Below are 15,017 nucleotides of genomic sequence, written 5' to 3'. Positions count from 1 at the left end.
GCGGAAGGCCGTTGACTCAACGGTCGCACACCCGCACCCGCCCGACGCGCCCCCGTTGCTCCCCGCTGCCGGGCTTCCTCACGCGGCGAGCGTCTCGTCCGCCTGGCGGAGGCCGGCGCGGCCCGCCCGGTACTGCTCGAGCAGGGCGTCGGCGGCACGCAGGGCCTGCTCGGCGGTGCGGGAGCCGGTCATCACGCACAGCGTGTAGGTGGCGTCCTCGAGCGCACGGCTGGTGTGGCCGGTGGGCAGCACGTCGTGCTCGATCCGCGCCTGCGCGAACCGGGCCAGCACCGCACGCAGCTCCTTCTCCGCCGGCATGATCATGGTCGCTTCCTCTCCCCTCGTCGAAGGCCGTCCCACAGCGGGGCGCCAGGCTTGCGATTGCCCCGCCCGGAGAGGTCCATGCCTGTCGGTCTGTCAGTGGCGGGTGACAGCATCGGCGCATGACGGGACACACGGCCTTCGGCTGGCGGACCTTCCTGCTGCGGTGGAGCGGTGAGTGGGCGGACTCCCTGCCGCACGACGAGGCGCGGGACCCGGACGACGAGGCGGCGCGGCGGGCGCGGTGGCTGGGTTTCCCGCCCGCGTCGCAGGAGCGGGTCACGGCGATGGAGGAGCGCCTCGGCCGGCGTATGCCTCCGTCGTACCGATCCTTCCTCCTGGTCACCGACGGCTGGCGGCACGCGGGCGGGTTCGTGTGGCTGCTGGCGGGGACGGCGGACGCGCGCCGGCACGACAACGAGTCGGAGCTGGCGGACATGTACGAGGAGGACCTGGACGAGGACGCCGGCCCGGAGGAGTGGCGGGAGGCGGGCATCTGGCGGCGCGGACTCCAGCTCGACGTCCGGTCCGACGCCACGTACGTCCTGCTGGACCCGGAGGACGTGGACGAGGACGGCGAGTGGGCCGTGTACACCTGGGCGAGCTGGCGTGCCGACGCACCGAAGCGGTACACGGACTTCGGGTCCTTCATGGAGGCGATGTACCGGGAGTTCCACAGCCTCCGGGCGCACCGCACCGGCCGGGAGCCCGCGTTCGTCAACGACACGACCCGGGAGCTGGACGCCCGGGTGGACGAGGCCCGCCGGGACGCGCTGCGCGGCGACTGGGAGAGGGCGCTGAAGACGCTGGACGAGGCCGAGGAGTACGGCAGACCGCGGGCCAGGGGTCTGGGCGACCAGATACGCCGCCTGCTCGGCCGGACTCACCTGGTGTACTTCCCCGACGTGGTGACCGACCCGAGGTACGCTCCCGAGCTCCTGCCTCCCCTGGCGGCCGAGCACGCCGCCCACTCCTACCGCGGCGACGCCTCCCTGACCTTCCCCCTGCGGGGTGCGGACGACGCCCTGGTGTCCCAGGTCTTCGCGACCCTGGAGCAGGTGCGCGCCGGCGCGTACCGGTACACGGCCCCCGGCCCCTTCGGCGAGGCGGTCGACCGGGCACGCGAGCTGGCCCGCTGGGGCGACACCGACCAGGCATGGCGCACCTTGACGGACGCGCTGCCCCTGTGGCGGCCACTGGGCCCGGACCACTTGGTGCCCCTCGGCTGGGTGGCCGACCCGGTCCTCGGGCCGCTGCTCACCGTGGAACGGGGCCGCGAACTGCTGTCCACCCCCAGGGGCGGGCACCCGGGAGAGGCGCCCGCCCCGACGCCCGGCCTCGACCCGCCCGGCCTGGCCTGGCTCGTGGATCCCGGACCGGGAGGCGGACGAGGGCCCTACCGCTTCGTCCTGGTGGAAGGGGTGGAGCCGGAGGACCTGCCCGCGCGTCTGGGCGACGAGGACGCGGAGGGTGCGGCGCTCGACGCCCCCAGGACCCTCCGGGAGGCGCGATGGCACCTGCCGCGCGGCCCAAGGGAGTCCTCGTCCTACGAGGACAGGCCGGTCATGGCGGTCGGCCGGGCCGGCGCCGGATGGAGCTTCGCCTTCGACGGGGACCCGGCCCCGTTCGCCCCTCGGCGCTTCGTCTCCCCCGCCGCGTCCGCCGCTGCGGGCACCCGCGCGGTGGTGGTGTGGAGCGACCTCGGAGCCCGGCGCGGAGAGTCGTTCTTCCACCTCTCGGTGGCACGCGACGGCACGCGGGAGTACGCCTTCACCTGCACGGACGGCGAGATCCGGCGCACCGGTGACATCCCCCGGGCACTGGACCCGGACCGCTTCTTCGCCGTGCCCGGGGCCGGCGCCGCGGCGGAACGGCCGCTGCTGGAAGCCGTGGCCGAGCACTTCGGCGTCCGTCTCCCCCGCCACGCTCTCCTGAACGGCCGTCTGCACACCGTCACCACCCGTTCGTGGACCCGGCCGCCGCGGGACGGCGAGACGTACCTGGTGTGGTCCATGGCGTGAGGACGCCGGTCGCGGGGCCCGCCCCTCGTGACCGGCCGGCGGTCACGAACCCTGGCGGTCCTCGGTGTCCCCGCTCTCCTCGTCCTCGGCGTCCGCGGGAGCCTCGACCCCCTCCAGGGGGTTGCCCGCCGTCGTGCCGCGGCCGGTCTGGTAGCCCTCCTTGGCGCTCCCCTCGCCCGGGATCGTCCGGTCCTGCGCCTGCTGCTCACCGCCGGAGTGGGCGCCGGGCTCCTCGCCGCTGCGCGCCCGGCCGTAGCGGTCGGTGTCCTGGTCCTGCTGCCCGGTCATGTCCGTTCCTCTCGTCGGCGTCGGCGGCCCGCCGGGTTCCCGGTGACGGACAGCGCGAAACGCCCACCGCGGCATGGGGCCGGCGCGACACCGGAACGGGGTCCTTGGCGTGCCGGTCGGTCTGCGCCACGGCGCGTTCCGCCACCCCGGCGGAAATCCACGCGTGGTCACCCGGTGTGCATGTGGTCCCTGCTGGGCGGTGGGCGGGAGCCCCAGGACGCCGCCCTGGAGCACGCCGTCCGGTCCGACTCCGTCCGGTCCACGGCTCGGGACTCCGGCAGTTCCCCGGCGGCGAGCTGGGAGATCCGCATGGCTCCCATGCGATCGACGGTGAGCCTTCGCCCCGGCTCGAAGGTCGAGCCGGGGCGTTCACTGAGGTGAGCGGTTCAGCAGCAGGAGCATCCCGAGCCGCAGCCGCAGCCCATCAGCGTTCCGGACACTGGCGGCGCGGTGGGGGCGGTCGGCGCGCAGCAGCCCTTCCCCTGCCAGGCGTCGCGGCCCTCCTTGACGGCGATCGCGGCGATGACGAGGGCGGCGATCGGGTCGGCCCAGGACCAGCCGAGCAGCAGGTTGGCCAGCAGGCCGACCAGGAGCACGGCGGAGAGGTAGGTGCACAGCAGGGTCTGCTTGGAGTCGGCGACCGCGGAGGCGGAGCCGAGCTCGCGGCCGGCCTTGCGTTGGGCTGCCGACAGGAAGGGCATGATCGCCAGCGAAAGGGCGGCGAGGACGATGCCGGTGATCGAGTGGCCGGCCTCGCCGGTGCCGGTCAGCGCGCGGGCGGCATCGACGGTGACGTAGGCCGCGAGCGCGAAGAACGACACGGCGATGATCCGCAGAGTGCGCTGCTCGCGTGCTTCGCGGACAGCGGGGTCGCCGGCGGAGAACTGCCAGGCGACCGCTGTGGCGGAGGAGACCTCGATGACGGAGTCGAGTCCGAAGCCGATCAGGGCGGTCGACGAGGCCAGAGTGCCTGCGGTGATCGCGACCACGGCTTCGATGACGTTGTAGGCGATGGTCGCGGCGACGAGCAGGCGTATGCGCCGGGTGAGCGTGTCACGGCGGACCGGGCTGGGGCGGAGGGACAGCGCGGTCATTCAGCAGCAGCCCTTCTCGTCCGCATCCGGGCAAGTCTTGTCCACCTCGACCGCGACGACAGCTGTCCGCAGGTCGTCGAGCGCGTGGCCGAGGCGTTCGTCGGCGAGTTCGTAGCGTGAGCGTCGGCCGTCGGGGACGGTGACGACCAGGCCGCAGTCGCGCAGGCAGGCCAGGTGGTTCGACAGCCGAGTGCGGGAGATGCCCAGGGCGTCGGCCAGGTCGGCCGGGTAGGCGGGGGTCTGGCGGAGGGCGAGCAGGATGCGGCAGCGGATGGGGTCGGCGAGGGCGCGGCCGAACCGCGCCAGCACCTCGATGTCAGCAGCGAGTGTCGGCACCCCCTGAGAGTACATCAAATCCTGAATTCAGAGAATCCTGGATCATGGGAGGCCGGTGACCTCCTCGGCGCAGGCGTTGTCCTGCCCACCGATGCACTTCCAGGAGTCGGCGGTGTTCTGGTGGACGCCGGGCAGCCGGCTGGCTATGACCGCGGGCAGCTCGGAAGCCGGCTCGACGAGTGCGGTGCCGCGGACCGTGCGAGGCCGGATGCCGAGCGGACGGAGGCGGCGGACAAGCCGGCTGCGGCTGAGGTGCCGGGCCGGAGAGCGGCCCGGGAGCAACCGGCGTTCCCCGGCCGTGTCCGTGGCCGTCGCCTGGGCGTGGAGCGTCCGGATGCAGTCGTCCAGGGGGCGGGGGCATCCGGGCCGGCTCCTGTCCGTCTACGCCGAGGTCCTGGCCGACCTGCGGGCGGTGGGCGCGGCCGTCGTCCAGGTGGACGAACCCGCCCTGCGTGAGACGCTGCCGCTGCGCACCGCGGACCGGGCCGGACACCTGGCCTGGGCCACCGAAGCCTTCCGGCTCGCCACGTCCGGCGTCCGCCCGGGCGCACCCCGGTCCACACCCACGTGTGCTACGCCGAGTTCGGCGGCATCGTCCAGGCCATCGACGACCTCGACGCCGACGTCATCAGCCTGGAGGCGGCCCGCTCCCCCATGCAGGTCTCCCGCGAACCCGCCGCCCGCGGCCACCCGCGCGAGGCCGGACCGGCGTGTACGACATCCTCTCCCCGCGCACCCCGAGCACCGACGAGGCCGCGGACCTCCTGCGCACCGGCCTCAAGGCCGTCCCCGCCGAACGTCTCTGGGTCAACCCCGACCGTGGTCCGAAGACCCGCTCCTGACCCGAGGCCCGCGCCTCGCTCGAACACCCGGTGGCCGCCGCCCGCACCCTCCGCGGAGCTGTCCCCTCCTGACCCCGGCTCACCGGGCTGGGCGCACGGCTTCCGGCCCGGTGAGCGGCACAGCCCGGAACGGATGCACCTCATCGCGGGGCTCGGCGGCGTACCTCACCGGCCAGCCCGCAGTCACCGCACTTCGAGCCGTTCGGCGCGCGGTAGTAGAGGCAGCAGCTTCGGCGGCGGAACGCGAGGTCGGGGCCGGTGAGCACTCCGGTGCCCGCCAGGCGTCCGGTGTCAAGCAGCGCGGTCGTGAGGTCGGTGAGCGGCCCGCGTACGGCGGGACGGAGCGCGAGCAGGGCGTGGGCCGCCCCGGCGAGCGCCGACGCCGAGTTGCCGTCCAGCAGACGCGGGGCGACCTTGACGCGCAGTCCGTCGGCCAGCGCCGACAGGTGACGTGTCACCTGCTGGTACAGGGCGCGGGCACCGCCGTCGTCGAGCCGGCCGGCGTACCAGCCGGCCGGGCGGGGCACCCGGAGGGCCGGTCCGTCGTCGGCCCGCTGCAGTCCCTCCAGGTCGGGGACGATCCCGTGCAGGACGAGGCAGGCCAGGGCCGGTGACCAGAGGCGGGCGGCGTGACCGAGCTGGGCGATGGAGACGGCGACGCGCGGTTCCGGAGTGTGGTGGCGGCGTGCGACGGCTTCGGCGAGGTCGGTGAAACCCGCCGCGTAGGAGCGGGCGACCGGATGCCAGCCGTCGTCCCGTCCGCCGACCTGCGGGGCGAAGAAGCCGCCGAGTCCCGCCACGTCGTGCAGGGCGGCGGTGACGGACGCGGTTGAAGCACGGGCGTCGCGCACGCTTCTCGTCCTCCCTCCGGCTCCCCGTCCGTACGGTCAGGAGGCCGTACGCCGTCGCGGCGGCGTGATGGCGTACAGGTCGAGGATGTCCGGCCGGGGCGCCACCCCAGGACCGCCTGCGCGGGTCCACGCGACGATGTCCTCTGTCGCGTCCGGGTCGTTGACCAGCCCCAGCCAGACCGGCCGGGCGCCGGCGGCCCGGCCCTCGGCGGAGGGCTGGACGACGATGACGTTGGCGTGTTCGCAGACGTCGAGGCAGTCGGAGACGCGTACCGGTGCTGCGGCACGCAGGCGTTCGGTCTGGGCCGCGTGGTCGACGCCGGTCACCTTCGGGGTGCCGCAGCAGCAGTCGCGGCACACCACGATGCGGCACGGCACGGTGCCGGTGGCCGTCGCGGGCCTCTTGTCGTCCGTCGTCGGTCCGGTCGGCGTTACGGGCATGCGGTGCCGTCCCTGTCTCCGGGGAGATCCGCCCCGGTGGTCCGTCGAGGAGGCGACCGCGTGAGTCTCCTGGCTCCCGGGTCGATGCTCGTCCCGGCCTTCCCACCCGTTGCCGGGCAGTGGCCTGTCGGGACTCGCTCGCCGATCACAGTGGCGGGACCGCGCCGGATTCACACCGGCTTCCTCGTTCCGCCGTCGCCCTGTCGTCGGCCATCATCCCATCCCGGGACTCCGTCCCGTCTATTCGGACCGAGCCGTCAGTCCGTCTCCTGGGCGTGGGGGGCCGTCGCGGGCGGGTGGGCCGGACGGTCCCGTCCTCCGTCGCGGCCGGACACCACCACGACGAGGAGCCCGACGACGACGGCCGCGACGGCGACCCGTCCCGCCGCCCGCAGCCACCAGCCCGGCCGGGCCGCGCCCCCGCCGGCCGACCCCAGCCGTTCGGCCCGCCGGGCCGGCCGCAGCAGACGGAGCAACAACAGCACCGCGACCGGCAGCTGCAGCAGCCACAGCACGGTGCGCGGCCACTGTCCGTACCAGACGTTGGTCCCGTACAGCAGCGTGTGCCACACGCTCAGCACGTACACGACGATCACGAACCGGTGCAGCCGGCGCCAGGTGTTCGCCCCGATGCGGTGCCGGACGTAGAACAGCAGCCCCAGCGGGATCGCCAGGTACAGGGCGCCCTGACCGATCGGGATGGCGATGCGGCCGGTCCCGGAGTCGTACCAGCCCGGCACGAAGGTGTCCGCGAAGGCCACCCACAACCGCTCCGCCCAGTCCACCTCCGTCTCGTAGCGCACGAGTTCGGCGGCGAACATCAGCGCGTGCGCGAACATCAGCGCCGTGGTCGTCAGGCTCGTGGTGCGGTGCCAGCGCTCCAGCACCTGCCGGGAGACCGGCAGGTAGGCGGGGCGCGGCCCCGACAGCAGCAGACCGAGCACGACCGTGCCCCACGCCCACAGCAGGGCGGACCAGCCGAACGCCTGGCTGAGCAGGTACATCCAGTAGGTGCCGGGATCGTCCATGAACGGCATGACCGCGACGGTGTCCGAAGCACCCGAGTCCATGCGCGCCCACAGCAGGGCGAACACCAGCGCCGTGACCACCACCGCCGCGCCGGCGTCGGGCAGGGCGGCCCGCAGGTCGCCGCGCAACGCGACGCGGTCCCCGGGAGGTCGCCGCCGTCCGGACGGGGTCACCGCCCCGTCCTCGTCCGGCCTCACGTCTGACGTCATCAGGGGCCTCCCGGGCACGGGCCACCGCAGCAGCGGTGCGCATGTGGCGTGAGGCGACAAGTCTGGCCGATGAGGGAGTGATCCCCGCAGACGTTATCCGGCCAGAGCCGCCACGGGAACCGCACGGGGCACACCTGGTCCCCGCCTCCCCTCCGCATTCAGGACAACCGCCGAAGCCCCACTGCCGCAGGAACACGAGCGCCTCTACCCTGATACACGCAGTCGGCTCGCGCCTCCCGTCCCCCCGGACGCCCGGTGGCGCGACGCAAGGAAGAGGAACTACGGGGCGGTCCCCGAACTGGCGAGGAAGGAACCTTCGTTCGAGAAGATCCTGGACGCCGAACCCGACTTCGTCCACGGCGGCTACGGCAGCGCCTTCGCCGAGAACGAGGGCCGCTCCCCACCGCCGGAGCCCGCCACCTGGTACGCGGCGTCTCCCCGACCGCCCGGGCGAGACCATCGGGCTCGTCGGCCCCAACGGCAGCGGCACGTCCCGCCTCCCGTGCACCGTCTACCGCGTCCTGTGCCCCGGCACCGGCCAGGTCCGGGTCGACGTCGGCTGAGCAGCAAGGCCGGACTCGGTCTCTCAGTCCGGTCACCTGCCACTTGACGCCTCCGAGTTGGTCGTTCCCAGATGCCCGGGTTCAACGGAGCGTAGTCAGCACCAAACCAGCACGGGAGTCAGCACGGCATCGTCAAATCACCCTGAACCACGCCCCCCGGACGGCACTCGTTTCGACCCCCACCGATCCCCTGAACCGCCTTTCCCTGAGCCGGCATGGTGGCCGCGCGCATAGCCGACCCTCGAACTATGTCGCCCCGCCACATGTGCGCCTGACCTGCGGATTCCTACGGTGCGGCAACACGCAAACGTCCCCGTCACGCCCCAGGAAGCGGTGCCGATGTCGTCGCCCGCAGCCGCTCCACCAGCCCCGAACAACCTCAAGCGCATCGGCACCGCGTCCCTCATCGGCACCACCATCGAGTGGCACGACAACTCATCCGGCCGGGGCTAGGACCTGCGGATTCGACTGATCTCGGGCGTTCGAGTCAGCACCGAACCAGCACCGGGATCTCCCCGTGCTGGTAGAGGCCCACGAGGCGATCCAGGACGCTACCGCGACGCGCTCCAGCCAAGCTCGCCAGCGGTCACAGACCGTGTTCACAAAGCGGCGGTCGCCGGTGCCAGCAATGGGCCTTGACCCTTGATCCTGAACACACGAGACACTGGATCTTGAGGGTCTGAGAACGGACATCTCGTGGCCATGAAGAACTATCCGCCTCAGTTCAAGGCGGACGCGGCCGCGCTGTACCGGTCGCGGCCCGAGGCAGCGATCAGGCAGGGCGCTGCCGATCTGGGGATCAACCCCGAGACCCTGCGGAACTGGGTCCGGGCGGCCGGAGCGAGCCGGCCCCAGGGGCGCCGGGCGGAGGTGCCGGCGGAGCCGCCGACGCCGTTGGAGGCGGAGAACGCCGCTCTGCGCAAGAAGGTCCGTGAGCTGGAGGAAGAGCGCGAGATCCTGCGGAAGGCGGCGAAGTATTTCGCCGGGGAGACGCGCTGGTGAACCGCTTCCAGTTCGGGGTCCCCCTGGACGACTCCCGTCCTCCTGCCCGCCGACAGCTCGCTGTACTACCAGGGCACCACGCGCATGGGTCCCGCCGACGACGGCACCAGCGTCTGCGACAGCCACGGCCGCGTCTGGGGCACCCGGGGCCTGTGGGTCGCGGGCAACAACGTCATCCCGACCGCCACCGCCTGCAAAACCCGACCCTGACCTCCGTCGCCCTCGCCGTCCGAGGCGCCGCTTCGCTCCTGGACCGCCTGCGCCCGCCGGCGGATCAGCCGTCCGGTCGGCTCGCCTTCTCCACGCCGACCGAGGACAGGTGGTCACGCAGGTAGGCGGATGCCTCGTCGCGCTTGCCGGCCAGCAGCAGGTCGGCGATCTCCACGTGTTCCGCGCACCGGACGAGTGCGCGGTCGCGTTGGAGCGAGCGACGGTATTCCATGAGCCGGCGCAGGCGGTCGACGCGGCGCAGCGCGTCGATGAAGAAGGAGTTGCGGCTGCACGCCATCACGGTTTCGTGGAAGCGGCTGTTGAGGTCGTACAGCTGGGCGTTCCCGATGGTGCGGATGTCACCGTCCACCAGACGCCGCTGTTGTGCGCGGACGGTTTCGAGGGCGTCGCGGTCCAGGACGAAGCCGGGTTCGAGGACGGCCGCGGGTTCGATGGTCAGGCGGAAGCGGTAGCTGTCCTGGTAGGCGTCCATCGAGGTGAGCATGGGCTGGAACTCCCAGCCGTAGCCCGGGAGGCGTTCGATCCAGCCTTCGACGGCGATGCGGCGCAGGAGGTGGGCGAGTTGTCCGGGCGTGAGGTCGTAGCGTCGGGCGAGGGCGTTCTCGGTGACCCGGTCGGGCAGGTTCCCGTCGAGGCGGTCCGCGGCGATGCGCAGGTAGGCGTCTTCGGCGTGGTCCTCCGTCGGCGTGCCCACTGCCGCCTCGGTGAGGGCGGGCCCGGAGAGGGCGACGGTGTAGCCACCGCGTTCGGCCGGGGCCACGGCACCTTCCTCCGCCAGCAGGCGCAGGGCCTGGCGCACGGGTGAGCGGGAGACCTTCAGCTGGTCCGCGAGCGTGCGCTCGACCAGGCGGGTGCCGACGGCCAGTCCTTCCGCCGCGATGTGCTCCGCGATGCGTGCGGCCGTTCGGCGCGTCAGCGGGGTGGGCGCGGCCACTTCGTCCGGCCGGGACGTCCCGTTCCGCGTGGTGGGCGGGGTCATCGTCTGTGCCTCCGCGAGAGTGCCGGGGCCGGCCGGGACAGGCTGTGCGGTCCCGGCCGCCGACGTCATGGTGCGAGGACGGAGTATACGTGTTCGACCTGCGGCGGAGCCGCGAAGTGCGGTCCGGCCAGGGCCCGCCAGCGGGCGAAGCCCTCGGAGGCGCGGAAGGTGACGGTGTGGTGCTCGACCGTCTCCCACCGGACCATCAGCCGGTAGCGTGAGGGATGTTCGACACTGCGGTGCAGGTCGACTCCGTCGCAGCCGTCGGCCGCGAGGAAGTGGGGAAGAGCTTTGGCGACGGCCTCCTCGAACTCCTGCTCCTGGCCCGGATGGATCTCGATCTGCGCGATTTCGGTGATCAAGTGATGCTTCTTCCCGGTGTCAGTCGCGGCCTGCGGCGGCGGCCTTGTCGTGCTCGGCGTCGACCCGCGCCGTGACACCCGTCTCGACGATGGTGCGGGTGGCGTCGACCGACGCGTAGATCCACAGGATGCGCATCGGCTCGGTGGCGGAGGCGTTGCGGAACCGGTGGGGCATGCCGGCGGGGACGTAGGTGGTGTCGAAGCGGGTGACGTGGTGTTCGGTGCCGTCGATCTCCACGATGGCGTCGCCCTCGAGGATGGTGACGCTCTCGGGGCAGTTGTGGGTGTGCAGGGCGATGCCCGCGCCGCCGTCGAAGAGGGTCTGTCCGGTGAGGAAGACCTCGGCTCCGGTCGCCTTGGTCACCAAGGGGATCGTTCGGGCGCCGCCACCGCGGCTGAAAGCGGTCAGTTCGGCCGGTCGCAGCACGGCGGGCGGGAAGGAGCTGAAGCAGGGCTGGTCGCATGGGTGGTCGTGCACGGTGTCACTCCGGGTGGGGGTGGTCAGGCGGCGGGGCCGATCCAGACGGTCTTGGTGTTGGTGAACTCGCGAATGCCCTCGACGCCGAGTTCGCGGCCGTAGCCGGACTTCTTGATACCGCCGAAGGGCAGCCGAGGGTCGGAGGCAACCATGCCGTTGACGAAGACGGCACCGGCGTCGATGACGCGGGTGAGCCGGCGGGCGCGCTCCAGGTCGGTGGTCCACAGAGCGGCGCCGAGGCCGTACTCGGTCCGGTTGGCCAGCGTGATCGCCTCGTCGGCGTCGGCGACGCGGGTAATGGCGGCGACCGGGCCGAAGGTCTCCTCGTCGAAGGCGGCCATGCCGGGGCGGACGTGGTCGAGGACGGTGGGCGGGTAGTAGCAGCCCGGGCCGTCAGGGACCTCGCCGCCGAGGACGAGAACAGCGCCGGCGTCGACGGTGCGACGGACCTGGTCGTGCAGGGTGTCGCGGAGATCGGCGCGGGCCATCGGGCCGATCGCCGTCTCGGGGTCGGAGGGGTCGCCGACCTTCAGTTCCGCGGCGGCGGCCGTGAAGGCGGCGACGAACGCGTCGGCCACGGCCTCCTCGACGATGAACCGCTTGGCGTTGACGCAGGACTGGCCGACGTTGACGTACCGGGCCTTGACGGCGGTGGCGGCGGCGGTCGCGATGTCCGCGTCGGCGAGCACGATGAACGGGTCGGAGCCGCCGAGTTCGAGGACCTGCTTCTTCAGCACGGCCGCGGCCTGGGCGGCGACGATCGCACCGACCTCGGTGGACCCGGTGAGGGTGACCGCCGCGACGCGCGGGTCGGCGATGATTCCGGCGACTTGGTCGACCTCGATGAGCAGGGTGTGGCACAGGCCCTCGGGGGCACCGGCCTTGCGGACGACCTCCTCGACGGCGAGGGCGCACTGCGGGACGTTGTTGGCGTGCTTGAGGAGGGTGCCGTTGCCGGCGGCGAGGGCGGGGGCGGCGAAGCGGAAGAACTGCCAGAAGGGGTAGTTCCACGGCATGACGGCGAGGACGACGCCGAGGGGGTCGTAGACGACGGCGCTCTCGGTGGCGTTGGAGGCGACCGGCCGGTCGGCGAGCTGGGCCGGGGCGTGCTCGGCGTAGTACTCGCAGGTCATGGCGCACTTCTCGATCTCGGCGCGCGCCTCGGTGACGGGCTTGCCCATCTCGGCGGTGATGAGGGCGGCGTACTCCTCCTTGCCCTCGCGCAGGACGCGGGCCATCTCCCGCAGCAGGGGGGTGCGGTCGGTGACGTCGCGTCGGCGCCAGGCGGCCTGGGCCGAGACCGCCGCGTCGAGGAAGCCGTCCACCTCCTGCGGCGAATGCGTGGTGTGGCGGGCGAGTTCGGTGCCGGTGGCCGGGTTGCTGGAAACGATCATCGGGAGGTTTCTCCGGTGTGCGCGATGGTGCGGACGATCTCGGCGGCGAAGTCGGCGGTGCCGAGGCTGCCGCCGATGTCGCGGGTGCGGGTGGCGGGGTTGTCCAGGACGGTGCCGACCGCGTCGGTGATCAGGGCGGCGGCCCGCGTGAGCCGGTCGTCGCCGTCGCGCCGGCCACGCCAGTCCAGCAGCATCGCGGCGGACAGGATCAGGGACGTGGGGTTGGCGACGCCCTGACCGGCGATGTCGGGGGCGGATCCGTGCTGGGCCTGGGCCACGCACAGGGTGTCGGAGGCGTTCACGGAGCCGCCGAGGCCCAGGCTGCCGGAGAGTTCGGAGGCCTCGTCGGAGAGGATGTCGCCGAACATGTTGGTGGTGACGACGACGTCGAACCGCTGCGGGCTGCGGATGAGGAGCGCGGCGGTGGCGTCCACGATCAGCTCTTCCAGTTCGACGTCGGGGAACTCCTCGGCCACCTTGCGCACCTCGCGCAGGAACAGTCCGTCCGACAGCTTGACCACGTTGGCCTTGTGGACGGCCGTCACCTTCTTGCGGCGGGCGCGGGCCAGTTCGAACGCGGTCCGGGCGACCCGCTCGCTGGCCGTCGCGGTGACCTTGCGGATCGAGAAAGCCGAGTCCTCGTCGGGCATGAACTCACCGGCGCCCGCGTACATGTTGCGGTCGGAGTAGAAGCCCTCGGTGTTCTCCCGGACGATGACCAGGTCCATCGGATCGCGCAGGATGCTCAGGTCGGGGTGGGAGCGGCAGGGGCGGATGTTGGCGTAGAGCTTGAAGGCGGTGCGCAGTTCGGCCGAGGGGTTGATGCCGCCCTCGGGGCGCGGCGGGTAGTCGAGGTGTGAGACCGGACCGAGCAGTACGCCGTCGGCCTGCGGAACGCGTTCCAGTACGGCGTCCGGGAGGGTCGAGCCCGAGGCGGCGAGGGACGCGAAGCCGATGTCGTGGGTCTCGTAGGTCAGGGCGAGGCCGAGTTTCTTGTCGGCGGCGCCGAGCACGTCGAGGGTGGCCGCGGTGATCTCGGGACCGATGCCGTCGCCGGGTAGGACGAGGATGTTCACGGGGGCCTTTCAGTGGGGAGTGGAGGGGAGGGGACCGGTCACAGGCCGAAGGTGTGCGCGGCCACGAGGGCCAGGGTCACGGTGATGCCGCCGCCGATGCGGGTGGCGATCTGGGCGAAGGGCATCAGCCGCATGCGGTCGGCCGCGGTCAGGATGGCGATGTCGCCCGCGCCGCCCATGCCGCTGTGCGTGGCCGTGACGAGGGCGGTCTCGGCGGGGTGGAGACCCACCTTGCGGGCGTCGAGGAATCCGGTGCCGACCATGGCGCACACCGTGAGTACGCAGGTCACCAGTGGGGCCGGGGAGAATCCCTCGACCAGGGTCTCCCACGGTGTCTGGGTGGCACTGAAGGTGAACAGCATCGGAAAGGCCATGGCGGCCAGGCAGAAGTCGTAGACGAACCGCGAACCGTACTGGAGGCGCGGGGTGACGCCGTGGGCGACCTTGAGGATCACCGCGAGCACCAGCATCACGACCGGGGCCGGCCAGCCGAGCAGGCTGTGGGCGAGGACGCCGGCCAGGTAGAGGGTGACGGCGGTGATGCCCGCCGCCGCGACCTGCTGCGCGGTCACCGACGTGCGCTCACCCGGACCGGACTCGGCGGCCTCCAGCAGATCGGGGCCCTCGCCGGCGTCCAGGCGTCCGTTGCCGGTCAGGTCCGGACGCCTGCGGCACACCTGGCTCAGGAGCCCGGCGAGCAGGACGGCGGTCAGATTGCCGACGAAGATGGCGGGCAGCACACGGGCGAGGAGTTCGCCCTGCGCGGCGCCGAGGACACCGGCGTAACCGATGGTCAGCGGGATGGCGCCCTCGCCGACGCCACCGGCCATGATCGGTACGACGACGAAGAAGACCGTGTGCTTGAGACCGAGGCCGGCGGCGGTGCCGACGGCGGTACCCACCACGAGAGCGACCACGCTGCCCGCCAGCAGCGGAACGAAGATCCTCGCGAAGCCCCGGACCAGCACCGTGCGGTCCATGCTCATGATGCTGCCGACGATGACGAAGGCGATGAACAGGCTCAGGACCTTCGTATCGGTGAAGAACCCTCCGATCGACTCCACGGCGGCCTTCGGGATCCACCCCTGATGGGCGAGCCAGGACGGCACCAACGTCACGAAGATCGCGGCTCCGCCGACCGAACGCAGGACGGGAACCCGCTTGCCGATCTCGGCCAAGGCGAAGGCGAAGACCACCATGATCCCGATGACCACGGCGAGTTCACCAGTGATGTGACCGGTGGCGGCCAAGGCGGCGATCAGCGCCGCGAGCACCACGAACACCGGCAGCGGCACGATGCCGATGTCCCGGTCCATGCACCGGTGCCACAGGGTGGGGGTGCGGTCGTCCGACGGAAAGCCGTCGGAGTCGCGCTCTCGCCGGCCAGGTACGCCTGGTGGCTTGTGCTCCGCCGGTGTCGCGGAGCGTGCGAGGTCGGACATGGTGCGTCCTTACAGCGGCTCGGGGAGGAGACGGCCGGCCCCGGACGGGTGACGCGGC

General features: G+C 72.3%; 16 protein-coding genes, 3 pseudogenes and 1 riboswitch. Of the genes and pseudogenes, 5 read left to right on the top strand and 14 right to left on the bottom strand.

Annotated features, from left to right (window positions below):
* Nucleotides 1-78 precede the first annotated feature (78 nt).
* Nucleotides 79-324, bottom strand: a complete 246-nt coding sequence (locus tag C1708_RS29165; protein ID WP_106415485.1) for a DUF5133 domain-containing protein — start codon at nt 322-324, stop codon at nt 79-81.
* Between the two features lie 119 nt (nt 325-443).
* On the opposite strand from C1708_RS29165, the gene C1708_RS29160 reads away from it, so the two are divergent.
* Nucleotides 444-2,342, top strand: a complete 1,899-nt coding sequence (locus C1708_RS29160) for an SMI1/KNR4 family protein (protein WP_106415484.1) — start codon at nt 444-446, stop codon at nt 2,340-2,342.
* A 42-nt stretch (nt 2,343-2,384) separates the two neighbouring features.
* On the opposite strand, the gene C1708_RS29155 is transcribed toward C1708_RS29160, so the two are convergent.
* The 4 genes from C1708_RS29155 to C1708_RS29140 form a co-directional block, all read right to left on the bottom strand.
* Nucleotides 2,385-2,630: a hypothetical protein gene (locus tag C1708_RS29155; RefSeq protein ID WP_106415483.1), complete on the bottom strand. Its 246-nt coding sequence runs from the start codon at nt 2,628-2,630 to the stop codon at nt 2,385-2,387.
* A 167-nt stretch (nt 2,631-2,797) separates the two neighbouring features.
* Nucleotides 2,798-2,950, bottom strand: a complete 153-nt coding sequence (locus C1708_RS34085) for a hypothetical protein (RefSeq protein ID WP_157951297.1) — start codon at nt 2,948-2,950, stop codon at nt 2,798-2,800.
* A gap of 66 nt (nt 2,951-3,016) precedes the next feature.
* Nucleotides 3,017-3,724, bottom strand: a complete 708-nt coding sequence (locus tag C1708_RS29145; protein ID WP_106415481.1) for a cation efflux transmembrane domain-containing protein — start codon at nt 3,722-3,724, stop codon at nt 3,017-3,019.
* On the bottom strand, nt 3,725-4,060 hold the full coding sequence (locus C1708_RS29140; protein ID WP_106415480.1) for an ArsR/SmtB family transcription factor: 336 nt from the start codon (nt 4,058-4,060) through the stop codon (nt 3,725-3,727).
* Between the two features lie 400 nt (nt 4,061-4,460).
* On the opposite strand from C1708_RS29140, the pseudogene C1708_RS34515 reads away from it, so the two are divergent.
* Nucleotides 4,461-4,974 (top strand): annotated as a pseudogene (locus C1708_RS34515) (5-methyltetrahydropteroyltriglutamate--homocysteine S-methyltransferase); the annotation flags it as partial.
* 68 nt (nt 4,975-5,042) lie between these two features.
* On the opposite strand, the gene C1708_RS29125 reads toward C1708_RS34515, so the two are convergent.
* The 3 genes from C1708_RS29125 to C1708_RS29115 all read right to left on the bottom strand — a co-directional run bounded on the left by C1708_RS29125 (nt 5,043) and on the right by C1708_RS29115 (nt 7,432).
* The gene (locus C1708_RS29125; protein WP_106415478.1) at nt 5,043-5,753 is read right to left on the bottom strand and encodes a (2Fe-2S)-binding protein; all 711 of its coding nucleotides are present in this window, start codon (nt 5,751-5,753) and stop codon (nt 5,043-5,045) included.
* Nucleotides 5,754-5,789: 36 nt separating this feature from the next.
* Complete coding sequence (locus C1708_RS29120; protein WP_241911353.1) at nt 5,790-6,194, bottom strand: (2Fe-2S) ferredoxin domain-containing protein; 405 nt, start codon at nt 6,192-6,194, stop codon at nt 5,790-5,792.
* A gap of 42 nt (nt 6,195-6,236) precedes the next feature.
* Nucleotides 6,237-6,425: riboswitch (cobalamin riboswitch) on the bottom strand.
* Between the two features lie 26 nt (nt 6,426-6,451).
* The gene (locus C1708_RS29115; protein WP_106415477.1) at nt 6,452-7,432 is read right to left on the bottom strand and encodes a ferric reductase-like transmembrane domain-containing protein; all 981 of its coding nucleotides are present in this window, start codon (nt 7,430-7,432) and stop codon (nt 6,452-6,454) included.
* 280 nt (nt 7,433-7,712) lie between these two features.
* Here C1708_RS29115 and C1708_RS36195 point away from each other — a divergent pair.
* From C1708_RS36195 to C1708_RS35310, 3 genes and pseudogenes are all read left to right on the top strand, one after another.
* Nucleotides 7,713-7,832, top strand: a pseudogene (locus tag C1708_RS36195) (ABC transporter substrate-binding protein); the annotation flags it as partial.
* An 859-nt stretch (nt 7,833-8,691) separates the two neighbouring features.
* Nucleotides 8,692-9,011, top strand: a pseudogene (locus tag C1708_RS29105) (transposase); the annotation flags it as partial.
* 28 nt (nt 9,012-9,039) lie between these two features.
* Nucleotides 9,040-9,207 carry a GMC oxidoreductase gene (locus tag C1708_RS35310; protein WP_502696123.1) on the top strand — a complete coding sequence of 56 codons (168 nt, stop codon included), beginning with the start codon at nt 9,040-9,042 and terminating at the stop codon, nt 9,205-9,207.
* Between the two features lie 64 nt (nt 9,208-9,271).
* Here the strand turns inward: C1708_RS35310 and C1708_RS29095 are convergent, their stop codons facing one another.
* From C1708_RS29095 to C1708_RS29070, 6 genes are all read right to left on the bottom strand, one after another.
* Nucleotides 9,272-10,207, bottom strand: coding sequence for a GntR family transcriptional regulator (locus tag C1708_RS29095; protein WP_106415475.1), 936 nt, complete (start codon nt 10,205-10,207; stop codon nt 9,272-9,274).
* Nucleotides 10,208-10,272: 65 nt separating this feature from the next.
* Nucleotides 10,273-10,569, bottom strand: a complete 297-nt coding sequence (locus C1708_RS29090) for an antibiotic biosynthesis monooxygenase family protein (protein WP_106415474.1) — start codon at nt 10,567-10,569, stop codon at nt 10,273-10,275.
* 19 nt (nt 10,570-10,588) lie between these two features.
* Complete coding sequence (locus C1708_RS29085) at nt 10,589-10,933, bottom strand: cupin domain-containing protein (protein WP_241911351.1); 345 nt, start codon at nt 10,931-10,933, stop codon at nt 10,589-10,591.
* A gap of 137 nt (nt 10,934-11,070) precedes the next feature.
* Nucleotides 11,071-12,441, bottom strand: coding sequence for an NAD-dependent succinate-semialdehyde dehydrogenase (locus tag C1708_RS29080; RefSeq protein ID WP_106415472.1), 1,371 nt, complete (start codon nt 12,439-12,441; stop codon nt 11,071-11,073).
* Nucleotides 12,438-13,517: an isocitrate/isopropylmalate dehydrogenase family protein gene (locus C1708_RS29075; RefSeq protein WP_106415471.1), complete on the bottom strand. Its 1,080-nt coding sequence runs from the start codon at nt 13,515-13,517 to the stop codon at nt 12,438-12,440. The genes C1708_RS29080 and C1708_RS29075 overlap by 4 nt, the downstream gene beginning before the upstream one ends.
* 38 nt (nt 13,518-13,555) lie before the next feature.
* Complete coding sequence (locus C1708_RS29070) at nt 13,556-14,959, bottom strand: 2-hydroxycarboxylate transporter family protein (protein WP_241911350.1); 1,404 nt, start codon at nt 14,957-14,959, stop codon at nt 13,556-13,558.
* Between the last annotated feature and the right edge of the window lie 58 nt (nt 14,960-15,017).

The organism is Streptomyces sp. DH-12, from assembly GCF_002899455.1.
Classification (GTDB): domain Bacteria; phylum Actinomycetota; class Actinomycetes; order Streptomycetales; family Streptomycetaceae; genus Streptomyces.
Note: the sequence above shows the minus strand (reverse complement) of the source record. Positions and strands in the feature narration are given on the sequence as shown.